The organism is Brenneria roseae subsp. americana (assembly GCF_003115815.1).
Taxonomy (GTDB): domain Bacteria; phylum Pseudomonadota; class Gammaproteobacteria; order Enterobacterales; family Enterobacteriaceae; genus Brenneria; species Brenneria roseae.
This window is the reverse complement of sequence record NZ_QDKJ01000007.1, coordinates 56,878-83,141: the sequence shown is the minus strand read 5'-3', so window position 1 is coordinate 83,141 and position 26,264 is coordinate 56,878. Positions and strand designations below refer to the sequence as shown.

General features: G+C 53.6%; 30 protein-coding genes and 1 pseudogene. 11 read left to right on the top strand and 20 right to left on the bottom strand.

Annotation, left to right across the window (positions count from 1 at the left end):
* Positions 1-67 precede the first annotated feature (67 nt).
* Positions 68-244 (top strand): annotated as a pseudogene (locus tag B4923_RS10600) (ketoacyl-ACP synthase III); the annotation flags it as partial.
* Positions 245-284: 40 nt separating this feature from the next.
* On the opposite strand, the gene B4923_RS10595 reads toward B4923_RS10600, so the two are convergent.
* Complete coding sequence (locus B4923_RS10595; RefSeq protein WP_109054333.1) at positions 285-1,019, bottom strand: GntR family transcriptional regulator; 735 nt, start codon at positions 1,017-1,019, stop codon at positions 285-287.
* A gap of 244 nt (positions 1,020-1,263) precedes the next feature.
* Between B4923_RS10595 and B4923_RS10590 the strand changes: the two genes are divergently transcribed.
* Both B4923_RS10590 and B4923_RS10585 read left to right on the top strand, forming a co-directional pair.
* Positions 1,264-2,616 (top strand): class-II fumarase/aspartase family protein, encoded by a 1,353-nt coding sequence (locus tag B4923_RS10590; protein ID WP_109054332.1) that lies wholly within the window; start codon positions 1,264-1,266, stop codon positions 2,614-2,616.
* 40 nt (positions 2,617-2,656) lie between these two features.
* On the top strand, positions 2,657-4,078 hold the full coding sequence (locus B4923_RS10585; protein WP_109054331.1) for a DASS family sodium-coupled anion symporter: 1,422 nt from the start codon (positions 2,657-2,659) through the stop codon (positions 4,076-4,078).
* Between the two features lie 79 nt (positions 4,079-4,157).
* Here the strand turns inward: B4923_RS10585 and B4923_RS10580 are convergent, their stop codons facing one another.
* The 15 genes from B4923_RS10580 to B4923_RS10515 all read right to left on the bottom strand — a co-directional run bounded on the left by B4923_RS10580 (position 4,158) and on the right by B4923_RS10515 (position 18,065).
* Positions 4,158-4,493: a GlpM family protein gene (locus tag B4923_RS10580; protein WP_109054330.1), complete on the bottom strand. Its 336-nt coding sequence runs from the start codon at positions 4,491-4,493 to the stop codon at positions 4,158-4,160.
* A 350-nt stretch (positions 4,494-4,843) separates the two neighbouring features.
* Positions 4,844-5,083, bottom strand: coding sequence for a putative hemolysin (locus B4923_RS10575; RefSeq protein WP_109054475.1), 240 nt, complete (start codon positions 5,081-5,083; stop codon positions 4,844-4,846).
* Positions 5,084-5,552: 469 nt separating this feature from the next.
* Entirely contained in the window at positions 5,553-6,416 is an 864-nt protein-coding gene (locus B4923_RS10570) for a YicC/YloC family endoribonuclease (protein WP_109054329.1), read from the bottom strand.
* A 160-nt stretch (positions 6,417-6,576) separates the two neighbouring features.
* Complete coding sequence (locus tag B4923_RS10565; protein WP_109054328.1) at positions 6,577-7,485, bottom strand: LysR family transcriptional regulator; 909 nt, start codon at positions 7,483-7,485, stop codon at positions 6,577-6,579.
* Between the two features lie 280 nt (positions 7,486-7,765).
* Positions 7,766-8,719 carry an isoaspartyl peptidase/L-asparaginase family protein gene (locus tag B4923_RS10560; RefSeq protein ID WP_109054327.1) on the bottom strand — a complete coding sequence of 318 codons (954 nt, stop codon included), beginning with the start codon at positions 8,717-8,719 and terminating at the stop codon, positions 7,766-7,768.
* 104 nt (positions 8,720-8,823) lie between these two features.
* A complete protein-coding gene (locus B4923_RS10555; RefSeq protein WP_109054326.1) occupies positions 8,824-9,645 on the bottom strand; it encodes a M55 family metallopeptidase in 822 nt (273 codons plus the stop codon).
* A 10-nt stretch (positions 9,646-9,655) separates the two neighbouring features.
* Positions 9,656-10,717, bottom strand: coding sequence for a DmpA family aminopeptidase (locus B4923_RS10550; RefSeq protein ID WP_109054325.1), 1,062 nt, complete (start codon positions 10,715-10,717; stop codon positions 9,656-9,658).
* A gap of 9 nt (positions 10,718-10,726) precedes the next feature.
* A complete protein-coding gene (locus tag B4923_RS10545) occupies positions 10,727-11,626 on the bottom strand; it encodes an ABC transporter permease subunit (protein ID WP_109054324.1) in 900 nt (299 codons plus the stop codon).
* An 8-nt stretch (positions 11,627-11,634) separates the two neighbouring features.
* On the bottom strand, positions 11,635-12,555 hold the full coding sequence (locus B4923_RS10540; protein WP_109054323.1) for an ABC transporter permease: 921 nt from the start codon (positions 12,553-12,555) through the stop codon (positions 11,635-11,637).
* A gap of 18 nt (positions 12,556-12,573) precedes the next feature.
* Complete coding sequence (locus B4923_RS10535; protein WP_109054322.1) at positions 12,574-14,115, bottom strand: glutathione ABC transporter substrate-binding protein; 1,542 nt, start codon at positions 14,113-14,115, stop codon at positions 12,574-12,576.
* A 41-nt stretch (positions 14,116-14,156) separates the two neighbouring features.
* Positions 14,157-16,034 (bottom strand): ABC transporter ATP-binding protein, encoded by a 1,878-nt coding sequence (locus tag B4923_RS10530; RefSeq protein ID WP_109054321.1) that lies wholly within the window; start codon positions 16,032-16,034, stop codon positions 14,157-14,159.
* A 20-nt stretch (positions 16,035-16,054) separates the two neighbouring features.
* The gene (gene ycjG / locus B4923_RS10525) at positions 16,055-17,020 is read right to left on the bottom strand and encodes an L-Ala-D/L-Glu epimerase (RefSeq protein WP_109054320.1); all 966 of its coding nucleotides are present in this window, start codon (positions 17,018-17,020) and stop codon (positions 16,055-16,057) included.
* A gap of 17 nt (positions 17,021-17,037) precedes the next feature.
* A complete protein-coding gene (locus tag B4923_RS20900; RefSeq protein ID WP_170116042.1) occupies positions 17,038-17,184 on the bottom strand; it encodes a hypothetical protein in 147 nt (48 codons plus the stop codon).
* 134 nt (positions 17,185-17,318) lie between these two features.
* Positions 17,319-17,666 (bottom strand): DUF202 domain-containing protein, encoded by a 348-nt coding sequence (locus B4923_RS10520; RefSeq protein WP_109054319.1) that lies wholly within the window; start codon positions 17,664-17,666, stop codon positions 17,319-17,321.
* A gap of 12 nt (positions 17,667-17,678) precedes the next feature.
* On the bottom strand, positions 17,679-18,065 hold the full coding sequence (locus B4923_RS10515; RefSeq protein WP_109054318.1) for a YidH family protein: 387 nt from the start codon (positions 18,063-18,065) through the stop codon (positions 17,679-17,681).
* On the opposite strand from B4923_RS10515, the gene B4923_RS20895 reads away from it, so the two are divergent.
* The 3 genes from B4923_RS20895 to pyrE all read left to right on the top strand — a co-directional run bounded on the left by B4923_RS20895 (position 18,064) and on the right by pyrE (position 19,726).
* Positions 18,064-18,312 (top strand): hypothetical protein, encoded by a 249-nt coding sequence (locus tag B4923_RS20895; protein ID WP_170116041.1) that lies wholly within the window; start codon positions 18,064-18,066, stop codon positions 18,310-18,312. The genes B4923_RS10515 and B4923_RS20895 overlap by 2 nt on opposite strands.
* On the top strand, positions 18,264-18,980 hold the full coding sequence (gene rph, locus B4923_RS10510; protein WP_109054317.1) for a ribonuclease PH: 717 nt from the start codon (positions 18,264-18,266) through the stop codon (positions 18,978-18,980). Before B4923_RS20895 ends, rph begins: the two co-directional genes overlap by 49 nt.
* 104 nt (positions 18,981-19,084) lie before the next feature.
* On the top strand, positions 19,085-19,726 hold the full coding sequence (pyrE, locus tag B4923_RS10505; protein WP_109054316.1) for an orotate phosphoribosyltransferase: 642 nt from the start codon (positions 19,085-19,087) through the stop codon (positions 19,724-19,726).
* Positions 19,727-19,793: 67 nt separating this feature from the next.
* Here pyrE and slmA read toward each other — a convergent pair whose 3' ends face one another.
* The 3 genes from slmA to coaBC all read right to left on the bottom strand — a co-directional run bounded on the left by slmA (position 19,794) and on the right by coaBC (position 22,185).
* On the bottom strand, positions 19,794-20,390 hold the full coding sequence (slmA, locus tag B4923_RS10500; protein ID WP_109054315.1) for a nucleoid occlusion factor SlmA: 597 nt from the start codon (positions 20,388-20,390) through the stop codon (positions 19,794-19,796).
* A gap of 111 nt (positions 20,391-20,501) precedes the next feature.
* Positions 20,502-20,960 carry a dUTP diphosphatase gene (gene dut, locus B4923_RS10495; RefSeq protein ID WP_109054314.1) on the bottom strand — a complete coding sequence of 153 codons (459 nt, stop codon included), beginning with the start codon at positions 20,958-20,960 and terminating at the stop codon, positions 20,502-20,504.
* Positions 20,929-22,185: a bifunctional phosphopantothenoylcysteine decarboxylase/phosphopantothenate--cysteine ligase CoaBC gene (coaBC, locus tag B4923_RS10490; protein ID WP_109054474.1), complete on the bottom strand. Its 1,257-nt coding sequence runs from the start codon at positions 22,183-22,185 to the stop codon at positions 20,929-20,931. Before coaBC ends, dut begins: the two co-directional genes overlap by 32 nt.
* A 184-nt stretch (positions 22,186-22,369) precedes the next feature.
* On the opposite strand from coaBC, the gene radC reads away from it, so the two are divergent.
* The 5 genes from radC to B4923_RS10465 all read left to right on the top strand — a co-directional run bounded on the left by radC (position 22,370) and on the right by B4923_RS10465 (position 25,764).
* Complete coding sequence (gene radC / locus B4923_RS10485; RefSeq protein WP_109054313.1) at positions 22,370-23,035, top strand: RadC family protein; 666 nt, start codon at positions 22,370-22,372, stop codon at positions 23,033-23,035.
* A 238-nt stretch (positions 23,036-23,273) separates the two neighbouring features.
* Positions 23,274-23,510 (top strand): 50S ribosomal protein L28, encoded by a 237-nt coding sequence (gene rpmB, locus B4923_RS10480; protein ID WP_009110942.1) that lies wholly within the window; start codon positions 23,274-23,276, stop codon positions 23,508-23,510.
* Between the two features lie 11 nt (positions 23,511-23,521).
* Positions 23,522-23,689, top strand: coding sequence for a 50S ribosomal protein L33 (gene rpmG / locus B4923_RS10475; protein WP_004392084.1), 168 nt, complete (start codon positions 23,522-23,524; stop codon positions 23,687-23,689).
* 140 nt (positions 23,690-23,829) lie between these two features.
* A complete protein-coding gene (gene mutM, locus B4923_RS10470; RefSeq protein WP_109054312.1) occupies positions 23,830-24,639 on the top strand; it encodes a bifunctional DNA-formamidopyrimidine glycosylase/DNA-(apurinic or apyrimidinic site) lyase in 810 nt (269 codons plus the stop codon).
* 39 nt (positions 24,640-24,678) lie between these two features.
* Complete coding sequence (locus tag B4923_RS10465) at positions 24,679-25,764, top strand: glycosyltransferase family 4 protein (RefSeq protein ID WP_109054311.1); 1,086 nt, start codon at positions 24,679-24,681, stop codon at positions 25,762-25,764.
* Positions 25,765-25,773: 9 nt separating this feature from the next.
* Here B4923_RS10465 and coaD read toward each other — a convergent pair whose 3' ends face one another.
* Positions 25,774-26,259 carry a pantetheine-phosphate adenylyltransferase gene (gene coaD, locus B4923_RS10460; RefSeq protein ID WP_109054310.1) on the bottom strand — a complete coding sequence of 162 codons (486 nt, stop codon included), beginning with the start codon at positions 26,257-26,259 and terminating at the stop codon, positions 25,774-25,776.
* Positions 26,260-26,264: the final 5 nt, after the last annotated feature.

The following is a 26,264-nucleotide window of genomic DNA, read 5'->3' as shown; positions in this document are numbered from 1 at the left end:
ACAGGCGTCTCTCGGTTAAGTGCCAGATAAAAAAAGAATGTGATTCTGGAAAGGACATAGGTTGGATATGTCAGATACAACGTTACCTCAGGGATTGGTGCCACTTAAGATTATTTCGACGGGTATTGCATTGCCCGATCGACGTGTTACCTCAGCGGAATTGGATGTTCGGCTAAACAAGCCCGCAGGATATGTTGAAAGCCGCTCGGGGATTATTTACCGCCACCATGCTGACGATCGCGCCCGCGATAAACGGGTGCGTTGGTGAAAGCGGTCGGCTTGTGTTAATTGCTATTGTGACGTTTTAGCACAATAGAACAGGTATATCGGTCAGCGGGATGGATCGATACCGTGGTTTCAAACGTCTCACCGTTGCGATCGATATAGCGGCGCACGATTCTTAAGGCGGGCGATCCGTTTTCAACACCCAGTGCTTTGGCTATCCTGGCGGAAATGTTGACGGCGGAAATGGTCTGCCTGACTTCCTTACTTTGCACGCCATAGTGTTCTTCGATTAAATCACTGATTAATGCAAACGGATCGCTGCGCACCAACTGACGTATTTTGGCGTATGTCGGGCTGGCATAGCTGTCAGTCCAGCATATCGGTTCATCTTTTTTCTTGCTGTCTTCACGGATGCTGGCGATATGCAGCCAGCGCGAGCCGGGCTCACAGCCGATAACCTGGGAAAGTTCATAATCCGCGACGATTTCATCGATCTTTTTAACCACCCGCAGATTGTTTTTCGCCAGGAAAAATAAATCTTCAAGACACGCCAGCGGGTGATTAAGCCCCTTATCCGCGGTTCTGTCGGCCACCATGGTGCCGATGCCCTTACGTCGCAAAATTAAGCCCTGCTCGGTTAAATCACGCAATGCCTCGCGTACCGTGTGGCGGCTAACCTGATACTGCTCGCACAATTCCAATTCGGACGGCAGGAGCGTGCCTGCCGGGAACCGGCCGGATGCGATGTTTTGAATCAGTTCACGCGAAATACGCTTATACAAAGACTCTTTCATAGGTAACGGCTTCAATAAATATTAATGATCCACATCACAAAGGGATGCAAAAATACTTCCCTTTAAATGTCCGTACATTCTATTTTGTCTGTACATATTAAATGTACGTACATTTACAGTTGTACGGTCATTTAATCTGGCTGCGCATGTCTTATCGTCATGCGGCATTCAACTGATTGTAGCCGCGTTCCGGAGTAAGGCATGCCGTATTTTATCACCCTTATGATTTATCAAGGATTCTTTTATGGCCTCGAATGTACTTGATTCAATTTTATTTCGTGATGCTTTCGGCACCCCGGAAATGCGCGCTGTTTTTGACGATCGCGAGCTGATCCGCAAATACGTGGAAGTGGAAATCGCGCTGGCTAAAGCCCAGGCTCGCTGCGGTGTTATCCCTGAAGCCGCTGCGCAGGAAATTGCGGCTAAATGCGATGCCGACACGCTTGATTTTGAGCTGCTTCGCCATGAAACAGAAATAGTCGGTTATCCCATCCTTCCGCTGGTACATCAAATCTCCAGGCAGGCTGGCGAATCAGGTGGCTATGTCCATTGGGGCGCGACCACCCAGGATATTATGGATACCGCCGTAGTGCTGCAAATCCGGGACGCTTTTGAACTCATCAAGACGGATATTAAAACGCTGCGCGGCACGCTGGCCGATCTGGCGCTGTGTTACCGCAATACGCCGATGGCCGGCCGTACCCACTTGCAGCAAGCCTTGCCCGTAACGTTTGGCTACAAGGTCGCCATCTGGCTCGATATTTTTGATCGTCATGAGGAACGTCTTCAGCAAGCCAGCCCGCGTATTCTGGTCGGCGAATTCGCGGGAGCCGCGGGCACGCTCGCGTCTCTGGGCGATAAGGGGCTGGAAGTACAACGAGCCATGATGGAAGAGCTTGGCCTGGGGGTTCCGGTTTCAACCTGGCACGTCGCACGCGATGGATTTGCTGAAGCGGTCAATTTATTGGCATTAATCACCGGTTCACTGGGCAAAATTGCGTATGACGTCATGCTGATGGCCTCCAACGAATTTGGGGAACTGTACGAACCCTTCGTAAAGGGCCGTGGAGCCAGCAGCACCATGCCGCAAAAACGCAATCCTATCTCCAGCGAATTGATGCTGGCCTGCGCCAAAGGCGTACGCCAACAGGCGGGCTTAATGCTGGACGCCATGGTTCAGGATTTGGAACGCGCGACCGGCCCCTGGCACGCCGAATGGATCGCGATTCCTGAAAGCTTCGTGCTGACGGCAGGCGCGCTGCATCAAGCCAAGTTTATGTTGAGCGGACTGATCGTGGATGAAGACGCCATGGCCAGAAATCTTGATATGACCAAAGGGCTGATTGTCGCGGAAGCCGTGATGATGGGGCTGGCGCCTTATATCGGCCGTCAGGATGCGCACGATATCGTGTATGACGCCTGCCGCATTGTGAATGAGAAAGGCGGTCGCCTTGCCGATGTGCTGAATGCCATGCCCGGCGTTTCCAGCCGTCTTGACGCTGAATTAATTGAGCAACTGACGAATCCCGCGAATTACCTTGGCATGGCGCCAGCCATGGTTGATCAGGTCTTAAAAAGTTCAGCCGGTCGGAATTAATTCACGACAATCAAACTACCTAGCGATTGAGGAGATGATGATGTCATCTGGATCATTTACGGGGAAAAAGATCATTGCCGCGATTATTCCTGTCGCCATCGGCGGAATAATCTGGCTGTGTCCTATCCCGGAAGGTCTTACGCCTCAGGCATGGCACATGTTTGCTATTTTTGCCGCGACTATCGCTGCAATTTTGACACAGCCATTACCCTCTGGCGCGGTTATGTTAATTGCGCTTTGTGTGACCATTTTTACTAATACGTTAACGGAAGCAAAAGCCTTATCCGGTTTTTCCAGTGGAACCGTATGGTTAATATTTTGCGCCTACATTCTTTCTCTTGGTTTTGTGACATCAGGACTGGGAAAACGGATAGCGTATAAAATGCTTTCATTATTCGGCGGAAGCAGTCTCGGTATCGCCTATTCATTAGGGATATCCGATTTGATCATGGCGCCCGCCATGCCTTCGGTAACCGCGCGTTCCGGCGGGATCATTTTCCCGATTGCACGTTCGATTAACGGCGTATTGGGATCAGCCCCCGGCGAAACCGGGAAGAGGATCGGTGATTTTCTCACCATGGTCTGCTTTCAGTTTACGCCGATTACTGGTGCTATCTTCCTCACGGGGATGGCGGCAAACCCGCTGGTCAGCAGTCTGGCGAAAGGCTCTTTGGGTATAGAAATTACCTGGGGGGGTTGGTTTATCGCTGCGGTTGTTCCTGCCATGGTTTGCTTTTGTCTGATGCCGCTGCTGGTGTACAAAGTTCTCAATCCGGAGCTAAAACGCACGCCCGAAGCGAAAGAGATGGGTCGTCGTTCGCTGGAAGAATTAGGCCCTATGACGCTGGTGGAGAAAAAGGTCGCATTTGGCTTTATTCTCGCGCTGATCGGATGGGGAACCAGCCTGATAACCGGTTTATCTGCCACGTCGGTAGGGCTTGGATTGGCCGCGTATCTGTTCGCTGTTCGCGCCGTTGACTGGAAAGATTTGCTAAAAGATTATGCGGCCTGGGATACCGTCATCTGGTTTAGCGTAATTATCAGCCTCGCCAGTGGACTATCCGATTTGGGATTCATTAAATGGATGGCCGCGATATTAGGCAGTTCCATTCACGGCTTTGGCGCGATACAAACATTTGTTTTATTGGGTGTTCTGTATATTTACGTGCATTATCTCTTTGCCACCGCCTCCGGGCATGTCGCGGCGCTGTATGTCCCCTTTGCCGCGACGGCAATCGCCGCAGGCGCACCGCCGATGATGGTTGCCATCTGCTTTGGTATTTTTAGTAACCTGATGTGGGGCAATACAGAATATGGCGGAGGACCCGGGCCGATTTATTTTGCTCAGGGATATTTTGAACGTATACGCTTTTATAAAATTAATTTTTTAATTGTCACCTTCAACGTCATCCTGATTTTCGCCGTCGGTCTGGTTTGGTGGAAATTACTGGGTTATTACTAAGTCAGATTAATCAGTACGGTAAGGCCGTATCCCTTGTTGAGGTAAAACAGCGGGTATGGCCTTTGCGGTGTCTCCCCGCCTAGTGCCAGCGGCCCCAGATAACAATCAAAGCTATCGCGGTAATACACCAGCAGGCTAAAGCACCGAACAGTGAATAGGATAACTTCGTTATGCCGCTTAAGTACCAGAGAGACGCAAGATAGGCGAAATAAGGAATGATGGCCCACATGCCGAATAAGATGGTGGTGCGTAGCGCGGCGACATTGCGCTCAGTCGCAACGATGTAATGGGCAATAAGGGCAAATGTCGGGAAGAGTGGAACCAGTCCGGCAATGTAATAATTTTTTGTCTTTGATAAGTACCCGATGAGCAAAACAACAACCGCACCGATCACCGCTTTCAACACTAAGCCCATTTCATTCCCCTGATCAAAATCCGTTATCGATATCCCAACATGTATGGACAGATCTGTAAATCCTTAAAAACAGAGGAACGCCATTTTAGAAGTCCTGCTTATTGAGTCGCTCAATAACCGCATACAACGTCGCTTATCAGGTCAGGCATAGTGATAAATACACTGAAAAATAACATTTAATCTTGCTTGAAGAGGGGGTGTTCGGAATTTCTTTTGATGACGGCAATACATCAGAGCGTTGTTGCTGGATTCTGAAGACCAGCTAATGCCATCAATACGAACGCCGTTCAGGCAATCTGATGAAATCTTGGCATATTGTCGTGGCTGACTTAGAAGTATCGTACCGCAGGCTATGATTGATTATGGTCTCGGCGGTAAAGCGTCCACTCTTCGATACGCTCGCCGTTTGGCAATACGCAGTACCCGACTGTGCCGCTATTCATTCCAACCATCTCCAGCCTGCCGCCTTTTTCTTGGCAATAAACGGATGCAGGGTTAGGCATGCCGACTGATTTTTTGGCGCTAACGCCATGTTGAGTGCTACATCCAGCAACAACCATGAGCGCCAGGAATGCCGTAGCGAACTTCATTTCAAATCTCATTCGAATATTTCCTTACGTATACTTGCAGACATCTCTTCACCACGGTAACGGCGCGGTATTGCTCATATACATAAATACACTGAGCAGCAGGACGGCAATAACAATAAATATAACGACAAGCCTCAAAATACTTCCCTTTCCTGAACTTTTTTGACTACCTGAACCACCGATTATGTACGGCCACAGCGATAAAGACTATCGTCGGTTTACTCATTTTGGTTCCGTTTGGGCGAGGGGGGACATCAAACCCAGGACTTGTTAACTACCAATGAACCCGCCCCTATTGAATATATGACGATGTATGAGAATAAGACAAAGGGTGGAAATGATCTACTGGCATCTAAGGGGGATTGAGAAATGCCGGCGCTGCGCAAAGGAGATCAATGATGAGACATTATGAGAAAGAAACAGCCCGTATAATCGGGCTGTTAGAGCGGGTTTTATTGACGGTGAGAATTTACTCAATATTTTGAATCTGTTCCCGCATCTGCTCAATCAGCACTTTCAATTCAATCGCGGAAGTTGTGACGTCGGAATTAATGGATTTTGAGGCCAGCGTGTTAGATTCGCGGTTAAATTCCTGCATCATGAAATCCAGACGGCGGCCTACGGCTTCTTCTTTTTTCAGAATTTTGTAGGTTTCAGCCACGTGGGCTTCTAGCCTGTCCAGTTCTTCTGCGACATCAACGCGCTGCGCCATCATCACCAGCTCCTGTTCCAGTCGGTTATTTTCCAACTGAACCTGCGCCTCTTCCAGTTTGCTCAGCAGTCGTTCACGCTGCCATTGCAGAATGTTCGGCATATGGGCGCGGACTTTGAGAACCTCGGCACTGACGCCAGCCAGACGCTGTTCAATCAGCGCTTTCAGCGCGTTACCTTCGCTTTCCCGTGCGGTGATGAAGTCATCCAGCGCGCCATCCAATCCCTGTAATAATTCGGCGCTGATTGCATCAAGGTCCTGCTCTTCAGCGGCCATCACGCCGGGCCAGCGCAGAATATCGACCGGATTGATTTCTCCCTCATCGCTCTGCATTTTTACCCAGTTGGCGGCGTTGACCAGCTGTTTTGCCAGCTGTTCATTCAAAATCAGCGAACTTTGTGCCCGCGGGTCCAGATCGAAACGCAGGTTGCATTCAATTTTTCCGCGGGTTAATCGTGCACGGATACGATCGCGAATAACAGGTTCCAGACTGCGGAATTGTTCTGGTAAACGGATGTAGGTTTCCAGATAGCGCTGGTTAACAGAACGCAGTTCCCAGGCTGCGCTTCCCCAGTCGCCCTTGATTTCTCGCCGGGCGTAAGCGGTCATGCTGCGAATCATTGGTGCATACCTGTAGAGCAAATGATGGAGAGATTATAGCGTTGAGTACCGGGACAAGGTAGGACAAAATCTACAACGACGCCGTCGGACGATAGTGAATCGTCTTATTGGTTATGGATAAGTACTCATAATGTGCTGTTATCCCAGCTTACTTGTCGGTTTACGCCGCATGCAACAGTGCTTCATTTTGGCGGGCGATTTCCCAACATTTACTTTTCATGATCTGCTTCAACTGCAACGTTGCCCGCGACTGAGGATTATCACGACGGCTAATCAGTGTGACTTCAAACGGCAAAGGCTGATCGATCGGTACGATCTTAAGCTGATCGGCGTAGCGACAGGCGGTAAAAAGATCCACAACGCCCACGCCTCCGCCGGCCAGCACCATATCGGCAATCACGGAATACGTTTTGATGTACAACGAGGTCGAAGGTTTCAGGGCTTTGTCACGCAATGCCCGATGCAGCACCTGTCCGAGCGGATCCTGTAGCTGCATCATTAGCAGGTTGTTGTTGCATAGCCATTCCAGAGAAACCGGCCCATTTATCGGGCTGTCCTTGGGAAGCAGCGCCACCATGGATGATTGAAACAGCGGCTCTGCCAGAAATTCGGCAGGGACCTGTTGCCCAAATATCAGCGCAAAATCGAGCTGGTTTTGCAGAATGTTTTGGCACAGGGTACTGAAATGTTCCGTAACCAGTTCGACATTCACCAGAGTGGCCTGCCTGCGAAATTCTACCAGCGCGGGCGCCACGATCATTTGCCCGAACGCATGAGCCGCTCCCAGGCGAACCGATTGTTCTTTTCCGGTTTTGATTTGTTCGGTCAGCTGGCTAATGTTTTGTAGCTGGCTGAACAACTCCTGCACTTTGGGGATTAAGCGGCGACCTTCAAGCGTCGCAACCATGCCCTGAGCGTGTCGTTCGAACAACGCGAAACCAAGCTGTTGCTCCGCGTGGCTGAGAACCCGGCTGACGTTAGGTTGAGAAACATTGAGCAGGCGCGCGGCGCCGCTGATCGTGCCAGCCTGAATAATGGCCTGAAAGATTTCAATGTGGCGTAAGCGCATGGTCACATGCTCCGGTTGCAACGGGTGTTTCTTCGGTGTGATGCCGTGAGAAAGGTTTGGACGATACCCATCCAATGCAATTATTACGCCATTTCCGGCAATACCGTGGCGCTTACTGGCGCGGAGCAGGAAGGGGATTGAGGACCGGAACGGAGGTTGGGCAACGGTGGTTGTATGCGTACTGGTGGCGCACGGCGCACTACGATGGCGCAGAACGCCGGCCTAATCCATAAACGGTATCGGTGTATCGGTGGAGCGGCAGATCGGTTATTCGCCGCGATCAGCGGTAAATGGCTGCGACAGGCGTTTCCCCAACATAGCCGTAGCCGCGGTACATCCCTTCACTGTTAAACGGCAGCGCAATATTGCCGTCGCGATCGACCGCAATTAACCCACCGCTGCCATCCAACTGCACCAGCTTCTCCATCACCACACGATTGCCGGCCTGTTCCAGCGTAAGCCCGGCATAGTCCATCAGCGCCGAAACGTCGTAAGCGGCGACGGTGCGCATAAATATTTCCCCGGTTCCGGTACAGGACACGGCTACCGTCCGGTTATTGGCGTAGCAACCCGCACCGATGATTGGACTATCGCCTACGCGTCCGGCCTGTTTGTTGGTCATGCCGCCGGTTGAGGTCGCCGCCGCCAGATTCCCCATGCTGTCCAGCGCCACGGCGCCTACGGTGCCGAACTTGCGGTCGGGGTCGATAGGATCGTTGTTAGCCTGACCATCATGATCCAGTACGACGTTGCCCGCTCCGGCTTGTGCGTGATGCAATTGCTGGCGTCGCTCTTCAGTCGAGAAAAACGCCGGTTCGACCATGTCAAGGTTGTGCTGGCGGGCGAACGCTTCCGCGCCTTCAGCGGTAAACATGACATGCTGGCTCTGTTCCAGCACCGTTCTGGCCGCCAATACCGGATTGCGGATATGGCTGACACAACTGACCGCCCCGGCATCCAGGCTGCGTCCATCCATGATGCTGGCATCCAGTTCGTGGGTTTCATTGTGAGTGAATACCGAACCGTGGCCGGCGTTGAACAACGGGCACTCTTCCAGCAGCCGGACGGCTTCGGTCACCGCATCCAGCGCGCTGCCGTATCGCGCCAGAATGCGCTGCCCGCGGGCGACGATATCCGTCAATGCGGCCAGATAGCGCTGCTCTTTTTCTGCGCTCATCGCCGAGCGGGTCAATGCGCCGGCGCCGCCGTGGATCACAATCACTGGTTTGGTCATGCCGCCTCTTATTGGGTTCGTTATTTCCATGCTTCCCGGCTGCTGCCGGTGTTTTTTGCTACTGCCTCTGTGCTTTTCATCATGTCTGCGGATACGGCATTGGGTCAGTTTTGCGTTGTCGCCAGATAGGAAAAAGCGCTTAACAGGCTAACAATTTCCGCCATGGTTTGCGCGGTATAACTGACGGTAATCGCATCCTGACGTTTTACGCAAGGGATCAGACAAAACAGATCGGCCAGCACCGGTTTTGCCACCATCAACTCAAGATGGTACGGAGCCTGAATACGCGAAGTGATGGTGTGATGCGCGTGGCTGACTGCTTTCATGGCGGCCTGCCGGATGGTCTGACGGGCGATTTCCGGGCTTGATGATTCCGCTGCGTGTTGGGAAATGGCGCGTTTGACACAGGCATAGTGGGTGGCGGGGTAATAGCGGGCAATCCACTGTTGCAGCGTATCGTCGCCGCTGACCAGCAAGAGTGGCGTGTGTTGCTCGGCGCCGGCAGCGGCATAAATATCACTCTCGGCCATGACTTCGCCGTTAATGTGTACCCGGTAAAACGCCCGACCGTTGATGGTATGGGCCAGTACGCCAAACTCCCCGGCGGCGCTGTGATAACCGATGAACATCATGCCGTCATACTGCTGCTGTTCCAGCCCTTCCACCATGGATAAACCACGCGGCTTCCCCTGCACCAGACGCGCGCGGGAATCGATATTTTCTGCCCGCAGATTCACCATGGCGGCGTGGCTGTCGGCAACGACCACCTCGGTCGCGCCCCCCGCGAAGGCGCCGTCAATGGCGGCATTGACTTCCTGTTCCATCAGCCCGCGAGCCAGTTGGTATTCTGCGGTGCCGGGGCTGCACTGTTCCGGGCGCATAACCCCGGCAACGCCTTCAATGTCCGCGGAAATAAAAATTTTCATATCCTGTTCCTTACTCAGATAAATTAGCGGCCAGACGATCCAGCACCTGACGTAATGCCGGGCGATGATGTCCGCGAAAGCCGGTCACCGCATCCGCGCTGAGCATGGCGTCGAGTACCGCGTGTTCAGTGGCGTCGGCGGCGGCGCTCAACAGTGATTCCAGCCGGGCGTCTTCGGGCGGTTGCGGGTGTGGCTGCGTGGAAAATGCTACGGCAATATCACCGGAACCGTGGCCCCAATAACTGCCCAGCCGACCTAATCCGGCGCCGGCACGTTTGGCGATACGCCGAAGCTGGCGTGCATCCAGCGGCGCGTCGGTTGCCATAATAATGATGATCGAACCGGCATCTTTCTGTGGTGTCGACTCCGGCGATAATAAAGAGGCAATGGCCTCTCCCGCCTGTACGCCATCCAGCGTCAGCGCGGAAAGCGTACCGAAATTGGCCAGCACCAATACACCCAGCGTTGCGTTGAGTTCAGGAACCAGACGCGACGCGGTGCCGATGCCGCCTTTCAGACCAAAGCAGCTCATGCCGCGTCCGGCGCCGACGCTACCGCGGTTGAACGTTTCTCCGGCTTCCCGCAACGCGTTCTGCGCCATGTGTTCGGTGACGGCCAATGCCTGAATGTCATTCAACCAGCCGTCATTACATTCCAACACCAGCGGATTGACCGTGGGCTGGGAACGTCCTAATTCGGGATTTTTTGCAATGGCGTGGCGTGTCAGCGCGGTGAACAGGGTGCCGACCGCCAGCGTATTGCTGAGCAGAATAGGCGTTTGCAACAGACCAAGCTCCTCAATCTGAACCAGTCCGATCGGCTTGGCAAAGCCGTTCAGTACCGCCGCGCCGCAGGGCAGGGGATGCGTAAACAGGTTGGCGTCTGAGGGCACAATCGCGGTAACGCCCGTCTGAATTTCACCGGCTGCCAGCGTACTGTGCCCGATACGAACGCCAGCGACATCGCTGATACGGTTGTATGGCCCGCTGGCCGAGCGCGGCGTCCCCAGCTGTTTCTGTGTTCGCCACCGGCGTATGAGCAGGTCGAGCTGTTGCTGCTGGTAAGCTGTCATCACGCTTCCTTAACTTTTCAGTTTGGGGTCAAGCGTATCACGCAGCGCGTCCCCCAACAGGTTAAAGGCCAGTACGGTGAAAAATATCGCCATACCGGGGAAAACGCTGACGTGCCATGCGCCCGCCATCATCAGGCTGCGGCTCATAGCCAGAATATTGCCCCATTCGGGCACGTCCGGTTCCGGGCCGAGACCGATAAAACTGAGACCGGCGGCGGTCAGGATGCTGGTGCCGATACGCATGGTGAAATAGACGATAACGTTAGGCAGCGTGCCGGGAAGAATATGGCGCATCAGGATAATACGATCCGATGCGCCGGCGCAGCGTACCGCTTCAACATAGGCCGCCTGTTTCAGCGACAGCGTGGAGGCGCGCACAATACGGGCGAATACCGGCACGCTGAAGACCGCGACGGCGATGATAACGTTGTTCAGTCCCGGCCCCAGAATCGCCACCACGGCAATCGCCAGCAGCATGCCGGGGAAGGCGAACAGCACATCGGAACCGCGCATAATGAGCATGTCCACCCAGCGTCCGTAGTAGCCTGCCAGCAACCCCAGGGCGATGCCCGCCAGCATGCCCAGCGTGACCGAGAAAATGCCGATATAGAGAGAGATACGCGCGCCGTAGATGATCCGGCTCATTACGTCACGCCCGAGGTCGTCGGTGCCCATCCAGTGGGCGGCCGATGGCGGCGAGGCGAGCGCCATCCAGTCCGGTTCCGTGGGATCCCACGGCGCCAGCCAGGGGGCGAAGACCGCGACCAGCACCAACAGCAGAATAAACCCGCTGGAGGCCAGCGCCATCGGGTTATGGATAAAAATCTGAGCGAAATCGCGCCATGGCGAACGGATCGTATCGTTATTAAGCGTGATAGCCGCCACGGCGGGCTCGGAAGGGAGTTTCATCTTGTCTCCTAACGTAAGCGAATCGCCGGATTGACCACCGCGTACAGCAGGTCCACCAACAGGTTAATCACAATAAATTCAAACACAAACAGCATCACCAATGCCTGAATGACGGGTTGATCCTGTGTTTTGATGGACTCGATCAGCAGCCAGCCGAGGCCCGGCCAACTGAACACGCTTTCCACCACGATTGAACCACCGAGCAGAAAACCGAACTGTAATCCCAGCATGGTAATCACCGGGATCAGCGCGTTGCGCATCACGTGTTTCCACGTGACCAGCCGATTGCGTAAGCCTTTGGAACGGGCGGTGCGCACATAATCTTCCTGCGCGACTTCCAGAAAAGCAGAGCGGGTAAAGCGCGCCATCACCGCGGCCACCGATGCGCCCAACGTCAACGCCGGCAGAATAATATCGCTGGGCTGATTAAAGCCGCTGACGGAAAAGACCCCGAACGGCATGGCAACAAACTGAATCAATAACAGGCCCAGCCAGAACGGTGGCATGGAGATACCGCCGACGGCAACGCTCATCAGCGTCCAATCCTGCCATTTTCCCCGTTTCAGCGCAGAAACCACGCCAATCAGCAGACCCAGCGCCACCGACCAGGCAAACCCGGCCAGGGCCAGCCACATCGTCGGCATAAAGCTTTTACTGATCACCTCAGCAACGGGTTGCTGGGTACGGTAAGTGACCCCCAGATCGCCCTTGAACAAACCGCCGAGCCAGTTGACGTACTGCTGTGGCAGAGGGGCGTTCAGCCCTAATTGCTGGCGCGCCGCCTCCACCGCTTCAATCGAGGCATCCGACCCGGCGTAAATGCGTGCCGGGTCGCCCGGCAGCAGTTTGATAAAACCGAACACTAACAGGGAGATCACCAGCAGAACCGGGATCATTTCCAGCAAACGTCGGGCGATATAGGCAAGCATGGTTTTCCCCCTGGGTGATTACTTAAATTCCGCCTGATCGAAGATCAGCGAACCATCGGCCAATATGTAAACGCCGGACAGGTTTTTCACTTTACCCACCAGATTATCCGGTGCGCCCAGGAAGGCGACGGCCGCATCCTGCCAAATCAGCTTCTGCGCTTGCGCATACGCGACGGCGCGTTTCGCCGGATCGGCGGTTTGCAGGCCGGCCATAATGGCCTTATCGACCTCAGCATTGCTGTAGTAAGAGACGTTGTAGGCGGTCGGCACCCAGGATTCGGTGGCGAACAGCGGGCGCAGCGCCCAGTCGGCATCCCCGGTTGAGGTTGACCATGCGCCATAATAGAGGTCATATTCCGCCTGTTTCGGATCCTTCACTCCCCAGAGTTTGGCGTTACGCGCGCCGGAGTCCATTGGCGTGACGGTGGCGCGGATGCCGACCTGGGCCAACTGTTGTTTGAAAAACTGCGCGCTACGGATGTAATCCGTGCGGTTGGTGGTCCACAGTTTCAGATCGAGCCCGTTGGCGTAACCGGCTTCTTTCAGCAGCGCCTTGGCTTTTTCCGGGTTATAGCTGTAATCCGGCGTGGTTTGCTGCTGGTAGAACTGGACGTTAGGCGGCATGGCCGAGGTGGCGGGTACGCCCATGCCGGCGAACCCGACTTTTAACCACATATCGCGGTTGATGGCATAGTTGATGGCCTGGCGCACGCGCACATCCTGCAACGGTTTGTGCTGGGTGTTGAGCGACATGTAGTAGAGATAAATACCTTCATCACGCTGTACCGCCAGCTTGCTGTCGCTTTGCACCGCGTTCAGCAGATCGGACGGCAGCGGATAGATGGCATCGACCTGACCGGATTTCAGCGACGCCACGCGGGTAGAGTCTTCCGGCGCCGGGAAGAACGTTACGCTGTCGACTTTCGGCCAGCCCTTCTGCCAGTAGTTGTCATATTTCACCAGCTTCACGTCCTTGCCTTGCTGCCATGCGCTGAATTTGAACGGGCCGGTCCCCACCGGGTTGAGGCGCAACTGTGCTTCATCCGGGTATTTTTTCAGGGCTTCCGGGCTGTGCATGACGGCTGACGGGTGGGCCAGCGTGTTCACAAAGGCACCGAATGGCTTGTTCAGATCGATTTTTACCTGTGTCGGGGTGATCACGGTGACCGTTTTCACCATGTTGAACAGGCTGTTGCGTTTCAGTCCTTTACTCTGATCGGCCAGACGTTCAAGGTTGGCTTTTACCGCATCGGCATTGAACGGCGTCCCGTCCTGAAAGGTGATGCCCTCGCGCAGGTTGATCACAAACTCGGTGGCGTCCGCATTGCTGGTGTAATCGGTAGCCAGTCTGGGGACCAGCTTCATCTTGTCATCGAACTGGAACAGGCGTTCGAAGATACCGCTCTGGATGGAGTAACTCAGCGTATCCGAAGTGTCGTGCGGGTCCAGCCCGGTAATATCGGCGTAAATGGAAATACGAAGATCCTGTGCCTGGGCAACCGCTGCCAGACACAGTGAGAGCCCGAGGGCGGCGGCGGAACGGCGAAGTAATGGCTTCATGGTGTCTCTCCTGGTTAGCAATAAAAAAGTCGTCTTTGGTGTCAGGCCGCGGATTCACTGTCTGCAACCCAATGGTGCGGCGCGACCTGTCGATAGCGTGTTTTTGTTACGGTCTCGCCCGCTTTACGCAGCGGAGAGGGGATCTCGCTGTCATCCAGTTCGCGCCCGCCGCGCCGCATGGGGTCGGCAATGGGCACCGAAGCCAGCAGGCGACGGGTATAGGGATGCTGTGGCGCGTTGAATACCGACTGACGCGGCCCGATTTCCACAATCTGACCGAGGTACATCACGGCAACCCGGTTGGCGATGCGCTCGACGACGGCCATGTCGTGAGAGATGAAAATCCACGCCACCCCGGTATTTTTCTGCAAATCCATCATCAGATTGACGACCTGAGCCTGAATGGACACATCCAGCGCGGAGACGGCCTCGTCGGCAATGATGATTTGCGGCTGCAACGCCATTGCGCGGGCAATGGCGATACGCTGCCGCTGCCCGCCCGAGAATTCATGAGGATAACGGCGAGCATGTTCCGGCAGCAGACCGACGCTTTTCAGCAGCGCCTGAACCTGCGGCGTCGCTTCTTCCAGTGATTTCACCAGACCGTGCAGCAGAAGTGGCTCGGCAATGGTGAAGCCGACCGTGAGGCGAGGGTTCAGCGAGGCATACGGATCCTGAAAGACCATCTGCATTTCACGGCGCAGCGGCTGGAATTCGTTATCTTTCATCTGGGAAATCTCTTTGCCCTGGAAATGAATGCTCTCCGCCTCACTTTGCGTCAGACGCAACAGCGCCCGTCCGGTGGTGGATTTACCGCAGCCGCTTTCTCCGACGATGGCCAGCGTTTCCCCCGGCCAGACGTTAAAATCAATTTGTTCTACAGCATGAACATGGTGCGTCACGCTGGAGAAAATGCCGGTGCGTACCGGGTAATAGACGCGCAGACCACGAATATCCAGCAGCGGTTCGGCCTCGTAGCGGGCCGTGATCTGCTCGCTGTCATCATGGCCGGACAATTGGCCAAGCAGTGGGAAACGTTTGGGCCAGGCGCTTTCGCGCATATCGCCCAGTTTGGGCACGGCCGCCAGCAATGACTGAGTATAAGGATGTTGGGGATCGGCAAAAATCTGCTCAACGCTGCCCTGTTCCACCACTTCACCGCGATACATCACCACCACGCGATCGGCAATTTCCGCCACTACGCCCATATCGTGGGTAATAAACAGTACGGCCATATCGCTCTGCTGTTGCAGATCGCGCAGGATTTGCAGAATGCGTGCCTGAACGGTGACGTCCAGCGCGGTTGTCGGTTCATCGGCGATAAGCAACTGCGGATCGCAGGCCAGCGCCTGCGCAATCATGACTCGCTGGCGCATACCTCCGGACAGCGAATGGGGGTAGTTTTTCATGACCCGGTCAACATCGGCGATGCGTACCTTACGCAGCAGTTCGCGTGCTTTCCTATCCGCGCTGGCGGCATCGCAAATCTGATGATCGCGCAACGCTTCCGTCAACTGGTCGCCAACCTTCAGTACCGGATTCAGTGAGGTCATCGGCTCCTGAAAGATCATGGCGATTTCGCGGCCACGCAGCTGGCGACGCTGCTCCGCTTTCAGCGTGAGCAGGTTATGCCGCCGTCCGTCGCGGGCGGTAAAATTGATGTTGCCCCGCTCAATGTTGGCTGAATCTGCCAGCAAGCCCATCACGGTTAGCGACGTGACGGATTTGCCTGAGCCACTTTCCCCGACCACGGCGACGACTTCCCCTTTATTCAGCGTGAAGGAAACGCCTTTCAGCGCTTGATGCGTACCGGAGCGTCCGCTAAAGCTAACGCTCAGATCGTTGATTTCCAGCACCGGTCTGGTGGCTTTACCGGGTGCCGTGGCGGTTACTGCACCCGTTTGCGTGATATCCGTCATGGTCACTCCGGTTGGTTGCGTCATAGCCAGATACGGCCGAGGTTATAGGTCAGATAGGGTGAACTGTCGGCCGCAAGCCAGATCGGGCCGTCGAGGTCGACGTGTTCCGCGAACGTGGTGAGAGGCAGCGCGGCCTCCATCGCCATGGATGAGCCCAGCATGCAGCCAATCATGATCCGCATACCGTAAAGTTTCGCTTCTTCCACCATGGCCAGCGCTTCGGTAATACCGCCGCATTTATCCAGCTTGATATTGATCATGTCGTAACGGCTACGCAGTTTGGCAATGTCAGCGCTGTGGCGGCAGCTTTCGTCCGCACAGACCGGAATGGGATGGGTAAGGCGCAATAAATCATCATCTTTACCTGCCGGAAGCGGCTGCTCCACCATGGCAATCTGGTATTTCGTCAGCGCGTTGAACAGGCTGCCGAGATCCAGGCCGTTCCATGCGCCGTCAGCATCAATCATCAGCGTGGCATTCGGGGCGGCTTGACGAATGGCGGCCACCTTTTCCAGAATCAGTTCGCGATCCAGTTTGATTTTCAGCAATAGCGCCCCGTGAGAAACGGCCTCTGCGGCGGCTATCGCCATGTTTTCCATACTGTCGAGAGACAGGGTTTCCGCACTGATGACCGATGCAGGCGGCTGAATGTCGAGACACTGCCACAGGGTCTGCTTGTTTAACGCGGCCTTGAGTCGCCAGAGCGCACAGTTCAGCGCGTTTCTGGCCGCGCCCGGCGGCAATATGTCCTGTAGCGCGGCGGGAGTCAGTCCGTTTTCTACGGCCTGCGCGATCGTTTGCAATTGATGAGACACGCTTTCCGGCGATTCGCCGTTATGGGCATTGGGCGTGCATTCTCCTTGCCCGATGAACCCCCGTTCTTCCAGCGTGACGCGCACCACGGTGACCGCGTTGCGGGTATGGCGTGAAATAGAGAGAGGCCGTGCTAAAGGTAGTTTGACGATTTCAATTTGCATGTCTCGCATCGTTGACCTTCCTCCTGTCATGCTGGCTTTGCATTTATGCCGATGGCATCACACTCGGGAGTCCCCATCAGACGCTGATATAGCGCGACGGTGACAGGCATCGTCAGAAGCAGAGATTCAATCTCATTACCGGTAGCGGGCAGGTAAGGCGGTGGAATCAACATGACGCTTTTCTCATCAAAATATGGGGTGATGAGAAGAATATTTCATGATGCATCATCACTGACGAATACTTGTTCATGGGTAGGGTATAGCCTGAGGTTATACCCGGAAGTGGTATGATTTTTTGTTCTTTTAGTCAGTTAGACGTTAGCAGCGTCAGCAGGTTAATCAGGGCAACCAGTAACGCAGTGACGATAATCGCGCACGTAAAGCCGCGCATCATACGGATGGAAAGCCGTGAACACGGTGAATGAGAGCGCAGGATGAGGCGTAGTCTGATGGCTGACCAGACATACATGGCCAGTGTGACCAGGAATAGCAGCGCGCCGCCGGAAATAAACCAGGGGCTGGATAACGTTAATCCTGCTTTCAGCAATAGCAGGCTGTTGACTAACAGCAGGAATGCGGTCCGTGACCAGGCCAGCGCGGTTCTTTCCTGTTGCAGGCCCGGATCGTGCGGCGCGGTGTCGGCGTGGGTATCCATGCTCACCTTTGATTAAACCATGAAAATCAGTAGGGTCAGAATCACGGCAATCCCGATGACAAACACGGTGATAACCAGCAACAAGCGGGTGTATGGCAGGTTTTTCCCGGTGCGCATGGCCAGTTCATTGGCAACCCAACGGCGATAAGCCATCCAGGTCAATAACGCGCACGCGAGCGACAGGAAGATCGCCATCCCTTCGCGGATAACGGTTGGCGCCAGCGTCAGGGCAAACTGATCGATAGCGATAGCGCCGGCGAGAAACGCCAGTGCCGTTCTGATCCAGGCGAGAAAAGTTCGCTCGTTCGCCAGAGAGAAACGGTAATCGGGCGAACTCCCCTGTTGCTGCCAGGGGATTTTTTTCTCATGTTGTCGGGTCTGCTGCTGAGGTTCGCTCATGTTTATGCCCTTTATCTTTCAGGTGGCCGCCGCGCTGGCTATCTCCCTTATTCCAGTCATGGTATGGCTGATGGCGATGATCGACTGCAAAGCCCGGCATCCCTTAAATTATAACCGTGTGCCGCAAGGCAAGATAGGCATTGCGTCGCGAAGGCCGTATAATGCGCGCCAGTTACCTTTACCCGCCGGAGATGAGCCATGCGCCCTACAGGCCGAAGTGCACAACAAGTACGCCCCCTCAAGTTGACCCGCCATTACACAAAACATGCCGAAGGATCGGTTCTGGTCGAGTTTGGCGATACCAAGGTTTTATGTAATGCCACGGTTGAAGAGGGCGTGCCGCGCTTTCTGAAAGGGCAGGGCCAGGGCTGGGTGACCGCCGAGTACGGCATGCTGCCGCGCGCGACGCATAGCCGCAATGCGCGTGAAGCGGCCAAGGGCAAGCAGGGCGGGCGGACGCTGGAGATTCAGCGCCTGATTGCCCGTTCTCTGCGCGCGGCCCTCGATCTCAAAGTTTTGGGCGAGTACACCATTACGCTGGATTGCGACGTGCTGCAAGCGGATGGCGGTACGCGAACGGCCTCCATTACCGGCGCTTGCGTAGCGCTGGCCGACGCGCTGAATCAGATGGTCGCCAGTGGCAAACTAAAGAAAAACCCGCTGAAAGGCATGGTGGCAGCGGTATCTGTGGGTATCGTCAACGGCGAGGCGGTGTGCGATCTGGAATATGTGGAAGATTCTGCCGCGGAAACCGATATGAATGTGGTGATGACCGAAGACGGCCGCATGATTGAAGTGCAGGGTACCGCGGAAGGCGAACCGTTCACCCACGAAGAGCTGTTGTCCTTGTTGGCATTGGCTCGCGAGGGGATCGGGAGCATCATTCAGGCACAGAAAGCGGCGTTAGCCGATTGATTTTTTTAAAGCGACCTGTTGGTCGCTTTTTTATGGTCTGTCTTTTATCGATGTGACCGCGATGCACAAAAATCTATTAATCCGTAAGACGAGGAGATGCAGTAATGAAAGCCTATCAGCGCCAGTTTATTGAATTTGCGCTCAGCAAACAGGTATTGAAATTCGGTGAATTTACGCTGAAGTCGGGACGTATCAGCCCTTATTTCTTTAATGCCGGGTTATTTAATACCGGGCGCGATCTGGCATTGCTGGGGCGTTTTTATGCAGAAGCGCTGGTAGATTCAGGTATTGAATTCGATTTGTTGTTCGGGCCGGCTTACAAAGGCATTCCGATTGCAACCACCACGGCAGTGGCGCTGGCAGAACATCATGAATGTGATATTCCTTACTGCTTTAACCGTAAAGAAGCCAAAGATCATGGCGAAGGCGGCAGTCTGGTCGGCAGCCCGTTACAGGGACGCGTGATGCTGGTGGACGATGTGATCACCGCGGGCACCGCGATCCGTGAATCGATGGAAATCATTACGGCCCATGGCGCCACGCTGGCCGGGATCATGATTGCGCTGGATCGTCAGGAGCGTGGACGCACCGAGATTTCGGCTATTCAGGAAGTGGAGCGAGATTACCAGTGTAAGGTGATTTCCATCATTACCCTGAAAGATCTGATCGCGTATCTGGCGGAAAAACCTGAGATGGCCGCATACCTGACCGCGGTGAAAGAATACCGCGAACAGTACGGCATTTAATGATGGTTTGTTGATGTGGCTCCGCCAGAGACGCTTCTGGCGGGAATTTACCGACGGAAAAAGAACGCTAGTACAACTGTGCGGCGAGCAGAGGCCAGCGGGTATCAAATTCCTGCGTCGGGCGATAGCGGAACTCGGAGCGAATAAAACGTGAGAGCATACCTTCGCAAAACGCCAGCAATTGACTGGCCAGCAGCGTTTCGTCATGTTGAAAGCCTTTGCCATCACGCAGCTTTTGCTCACGTAAGACCTGACGCAACTGCGATTCGATACGCTCGAACAGTTGATTAATACGCCCCTGCAAACGATCCTGTTCAAACATCAACGCGTGACCGGTCATGATGCGTGTCAAACCCGGATTACGCTCTGCAAACCCCAGAATAAGCAATAAAATCAAACGCAGACGGTTAAACGTATCTTTCTCATCTTGCAGAATCAGGTTGATGCGAGTGGTCAGACTGTCCTCGATAAACTCGATAAGACTGTCAAACATACGCGTTTTACTGGGAAAGTGCCGGTAAAGCGCCGCTTCAGATACCCCAACGTTGGCAGCCAGTTTTGCAGTAGTGATACGTTGGCTACCGTCACTGGATTCCAGCATTTGCGCCAGCGCCTGCAAAATTTCCTCGCGACGATTCCTTTTCGTATTTTCTTTTTCTGCCATGTATGAAAAGACCCTTGCTAAAAATTTGACTGACAAACAGTCACTAACGCCACAGTCGCGATAACGCGCTGTGGCTTATATATTTTTCACCGTAACAGAAGGCCGTGCGCGTTAGCTACGACCAGAATGGCCGAAACCCCCTTCTCCACGTTCGCTGCTGACAAAATCTTCGACCAGATTAAATTCGGTCTGAACGACAGGGACGAAAACCATCTGCGCGATACGTTCGCCCGGTTCAATGGTGAAGGTCTGCTGACCGCGGTTCCAGACGGAAACCATCAACTGCCCCTGATAGTCAGAGTCAATCAGGCCAACCAGATTACCCAGTACTACGCCGTGTTTATGACCGAGACCGGAGCGAGGCAGCACCATGGCCGCCAGATTGGTATCGGCAATATGAATCGCCAGTCCGGTTGGGATCAGCGTGGTTTCACCGGCTTTTAATTCAATCGCCTGATCCAGACAGGCACGCAAATCCAGTCCGGCGGAACCCGGCGTTGCATAGGTTGGTAAGGGGAATTGCTGACCAATGCGTGGGTCAACAATCTTTACGTCGATTTTTTTCATCATAACGGCTGACAATCTCGTCGATTAAGTTTTGGCTAAGAAGATGCTTGTCGCATTGCGGCAACTGCTTGTCCCCGTCTTGCCAGAAAAGATGTAATGCATTGGTTTCACTGTTAAAACCATGCCCGGAAAGGGAAACGTTATTCGCGCAGATCAGATCCAGCTTTTTACGCGCCAGCTTTTGCCGGGCGTATTCTTCCACATTCTGGGTTTCGGCAGCAAACCCGACAACATAAGGCCGATTTTCATCCAGCGCGGCGACATCAGCGATAATATCCGGGTTTTTTATCATGGTGACAGTGATTTCATCACCCTGCTTTTTGATTTTTTCGTCGGCGACGAATTTGGGGCGATAGTCTGCTACTGCGGCGCAACCGATAACGATATGCGCACGCGGAGCCTCGGTCATCACGGCCTGATGCATGTCCAGCGCACTGCTGACATCAATCCGCTTCACTCCGCCCGGCGTCGCTAAAGTGACGGGGCCAGTAATCAGCGTAACGTTTGCCCCTCTGGCCGCTGCGGCCTGTGCAATGGCAAACCCCATCTTTCCGGAACTGTGGTTACTGATAAAGCGCACGGGATCGAGCGCTTCCCGGGTTGGACCGGCGGTAATCATGATATTCAGGTGTTGCAGATCGCTGACGGCGTAGAAATGCCGCTGGGTGCGTTCAACAATTTCCAGCGGATCAATCATACGGCCGGGGCCAATATCACCACAGGCCTGGCTGCCGCTATCCGGTCCCCAGAGCATCAGGCCACGCGCGGTGAGCGTATTCAGGTTGTCCTGTGTCGGTGTGGCGCGGTACATCTGCTGATTCATCGCCGGGACAACGGCAATCGGCGCTGCGGTCGCAAGACACAGCGTGGTCAGCAGATCGTTGGCCATGCCCGCGGCCAAACGCGCGATAAGATCGGCGGTAGCGGGGGCAAGGATCACTAAATCCGCCCATTTCCCCAGCTCAATATGGCCCATTGAGGCTTCAGCGGCGGGATCGAGCAGATCGTCAGAAACCGGGTAACCCGAGACGGCCTGCAACGTCAGGGGAGTGATAAAGGCTTTGGCGGCTGGCGTCATGACCACTCGAACATCGGCGCCGGCGTCGCGCAGGCGTCTTACCAGCTCGGGACATTTGTAAGCCGCAATGCCGCCGCTGATACCGAGCACGATTCGTTTGCCGGAAATACATTTACCAGAAACAGGTTGGCTGGAAAGTTCCGTCATCATCATGATCCGATTGAAAACCGAAAGAGAGGCTATTTTACCATAACCTTGACCCGGTAGAGGAGTCTTAAGCGGTCGAGCGCTTTTATGGCCGAAAATTGCGTAGCGCTTCGCATCCTGTTTCGTTCGCTGTCGTTACTCAATACGGGAGCTGTCATGATATCCGTCTGTCAGGTGAGGAGGGTCGATGGACTGGGATAATGGACTGGCGCCGCGGGAGAAACTGGTGAATTTGGGGGCTGAAGCGCTGACGGATGCAGAATTGCTGGCGATTTTTTTACGGACCGGGTTACCCGGTATACATGTGATGCAACTGGCGGAACATTTGCTCGCGGAATTTGGTTCGCTGCATCAACTGCTATCGGCCGATCGGACGACATTCTGTATGGCAAAAGGGATTGGGCTTTCAAAATATGCGCAGTTGAAAGCCGTGGCGGAGCTGTCACGTCGATTGTTTTCGTCTCGTCTGGCGAAAGAGGATGCGATGCTGAGCCCGGAAATTACCGGACAATATCTGCAATTATTGCTGGCGCGTCAGGAAAGGGAGGTTTTTTTGGTTATGTTTTTAGATAATCAGCATCGGGTTATTCGTCATCAGGAGATGTTTGCTGGTACCATCAACAGCGTGGAAGTTCACCCGCGGGAAATTGTGCGTGAAGCGCTGAAAGCTAACGCCGCCGCGCTGATTCTGGCGCACAATCATCCCTCCGGGAAAGCGGAGCCCAGTCAGGCTGACCGTGCGATAACCGAACAAATCATTAAAGCTTGTCTGTTGCTGGATATTCGCGTGCTTGATCATCTGGTCATCGGACGCGGTGAATACGTTTCTTTTGCCGAGCGTGGATGGATTTAACCGATATTTCCGCGATCCTTCGGGATCTTTAGTTGTTCGGGACTTGAGCGCTAACGCTTCAGAGCGTATACTACGCCACCTTTGAGAATCTTGGGTGTGGCGTTAAGAGCCTATCTCAGCAGGTTTACCCTGATGACAGAGTCTTTTCAGTGAAGTTGCTGAGATGGGCTCTATAGCCTGACGAGGCGGCCAACATCCTATACGAAGCTCGAGCTGATTTGATTTTTGGAGAATAGACATGTCCCGAGTCTGCCAAGTTACTGGCAAGCGTCCGGTGACGGGTAACAACCGTTCCCACGCACTGAATGCGACCAAACGCCGTTTTCTGCCGAACCTGCACTCACACCGTTTCTGGGTTGAAGGTGAAAAGCGCTTTGTAACGCTGCGCGTATCCGCTAAAGGTATGCGCGTTATTGATAAGAAGGGTATTGAGACGGTTCTGGCCGATCTGCGTGCCCGTGGTGAAAAGTATTAAGGAACTGAATCATGGCTAAGGGTGTTCGCGAGAAGATCAAGCTGGTTTCTTCTGCTGGTACTGGTCACTTCTATACCACCACGAAGAACAAGCGCACGAAGCCGGAAAAATTGGAACTGAAGAAATTCGATCCAGTTGTCCGTCAACACGTGATCTACAAAGAAGCTAAGATTAAATAATTTTAGTGGATTATTGAAAAACCCGGCCTCGGCCGGGTTTTTTTATGACAGAATTTCCTGCCCATTCTTATTGGGCGGTTGACGAAGACGCTTGCTGCGTTGCTATGTTAACTTACCCGGCATTTTCCAGGAGATAAGCGATGCCTGAATTACCAGAGGTTGAAACCAGTCGTCGGGGAATCTCTCCCTACCTTGTCGGTCATACCATTCTTTACGCCGAAGTCCGCAATTCCCGCTTGCGCTGGCCGGTTTCCAGCGAAATTTTATCGCTCAGCGATCAGGCTGTGCTGGGCGTTCATCGGCGCGCCAAATATCTGCTGATTGAATTAACCACCGGATGGATCATTGTTCACCTGGGCATGTCCGGTAGCCTGCGTATCCTGCCGGAGTATATCGAACCGGAGAAACATGACCATGTCGATCTGGTCATGGATAGCGGCAAGGTTCTGCGTTATACGGACCCCAGACGTTTCGGCGCCTGGTTATGGACAGATAACCCAGAGACCAGCTCTGTGCTTGCACATCTGGGACCTGAGCCGTTAAGTGAGGTATTTTCCGGTGATTATTTGTATCAGCGATCGCGTGGTAAAAAAACGCTGGTTAAGCAATGGATTATGGATAATAAAGTAGTGGTTGGCGTAGGGAATATCTATGCCAGTGAGTCACTGTTTATGGCGGGCATCAGGCCGGACAGGGCGGTCGGTTCGTTAAATGAAGCCGAAGCGCATTCACTGGTCGATACCATCAAACGGGTACTGCTGCGCTCAATTGAGCAGGGCGGCACGACATTGCGTGATTTTCTTCAGTCTGATGGCAAACCGGGATACTTCGCTCAGGAGCTTCAGGTCTATGGCCGGGCCGGTGAACGTTGTCGGGTGTGTGGTTCACCGATAGTAACGGCGAAGCATGGGCAGCGCAGTACGTTTTTTTGTCAGGTTTGCCAGCGTTAGTTTTTCCTGAAATTTCATTCATTAAATCAGGGTTGATATATGCACAAAAATAATGATGTCGTCTTTTTCCTCGAAAGTTCAAAGAATATGGGAGGACAGGAATGGCAGCTTTTGCAACAAATGGAAGCGTTGAATGGGCAGGGATTGATTACCTATTTATTGTGTAATCCTAAAGGGCGAATTGATGGCGAGGCTCGTTCACGTGGTTTATCCGTCATTAATCTACCTTTTCGCAACAGCTTTCATCTGCCAACGATTCAAGGCATTAGAAAGGCAATAAAGCAGTATCGTCCTACGGCTTGTATTTGTCACAGTGGGCATGATGCCAATAATCTGTGCGTGGCGGCGATCACGTTGGTAAGACGGCCTAAAATCATCAGATCGAGAACGTATTATACCAATAGAAAACCGAATCCTTTCAATCGCTTCCTTCCCATTGATTTGGTCATGGTGCCAAGCCGATTTATGGCGCACAAGATCAAGCCACAGTTTCCAGGTAAAGAGATTCGTGTGGTTTACCCGGGAATTAATTTTGCAAAGCTCGATAATGAGATCGATTTTCCTGTCAGGGAGGATTTGTCTGATTGGCTCAATGAAAATCAGGGGGAGGTGATTATTCAGCTTGGTATGCTAAGAGAAGAGAAAGGGCACGGTATAATACTCTCTGCGATGAGCGAATTAATAAAAAGCAGACCTCACCTGAGATATATTATGGCGGGCGGCGGTGACGCTGAAAAATTAAAAAAAGAAATCAACGAGCGTGGTTTGCAAAAAAATATCTGGATGGGAGAGTTAAAGTCGGTTGCGGCGGCGTTGAAGAGAGCCGATGTGCTGGTCATGCCTTCAATGAAAGAGCCTTTGGGAATGGCGCAAATAGAAGCGTTGGGTTTAGCGGTTCCCGTTATCATCAGTAATGAAGGTGGCTTGCCTGAAACGGTACAGGACCATGTTACCGGTCTTGTCGTATCGCGCAATGAACCGCAGGAATGGGTGAAAGCGCTGGATTTCGCACTCTCAAATAAAGCGGTCATGCTGTCTTATGCTCAAACGGGTCAGAAAGATGTCCGGGCCCGCTTTGGTCTGGAGGCCAATACGAATAGCCTGCTTAGCATCATCAGGTCTTGATGTGCTTCTTTAGGACGATTGCAGCTTTTTCTGTAATGCATCAGCAATAGGTCCAGGCAGGAAATGCGAAACATCGCCGCCGTGACGAGCGACTTCCTTGACCAGAGTAGAGGAAATAAAAGACCACTCTTCCGACGGCATGAGAAACACGCTCTCCAGTGCCGGCATCAGGTGGTGATTCATTTTGGCCAGTTGGAGTTCATACTCAAAATCAGAGACGGCGCGCAACCCGCGAACCAGAATGGTGGCTTGCTGATGCTGGGCAAAATGGACCATCAGCTCGCTAAAGCCGACCACTTCGACATTCTTCAGGTGCTGAGTCACGTTTCTGGCTAATTCAACCCGTTCAGCCAACGAGAATAACGTGTTTTTGCTTGGACTGGCGGCAATTGCCAATATCAGCTTGTCGAACATGTGTGAGGCGCGCGTCAGTAAATCCAGATGACCATTGGTTAATGGGTCGAAAGTGCCAGGATAAATCGCCTTGGTTGTCATAGGAT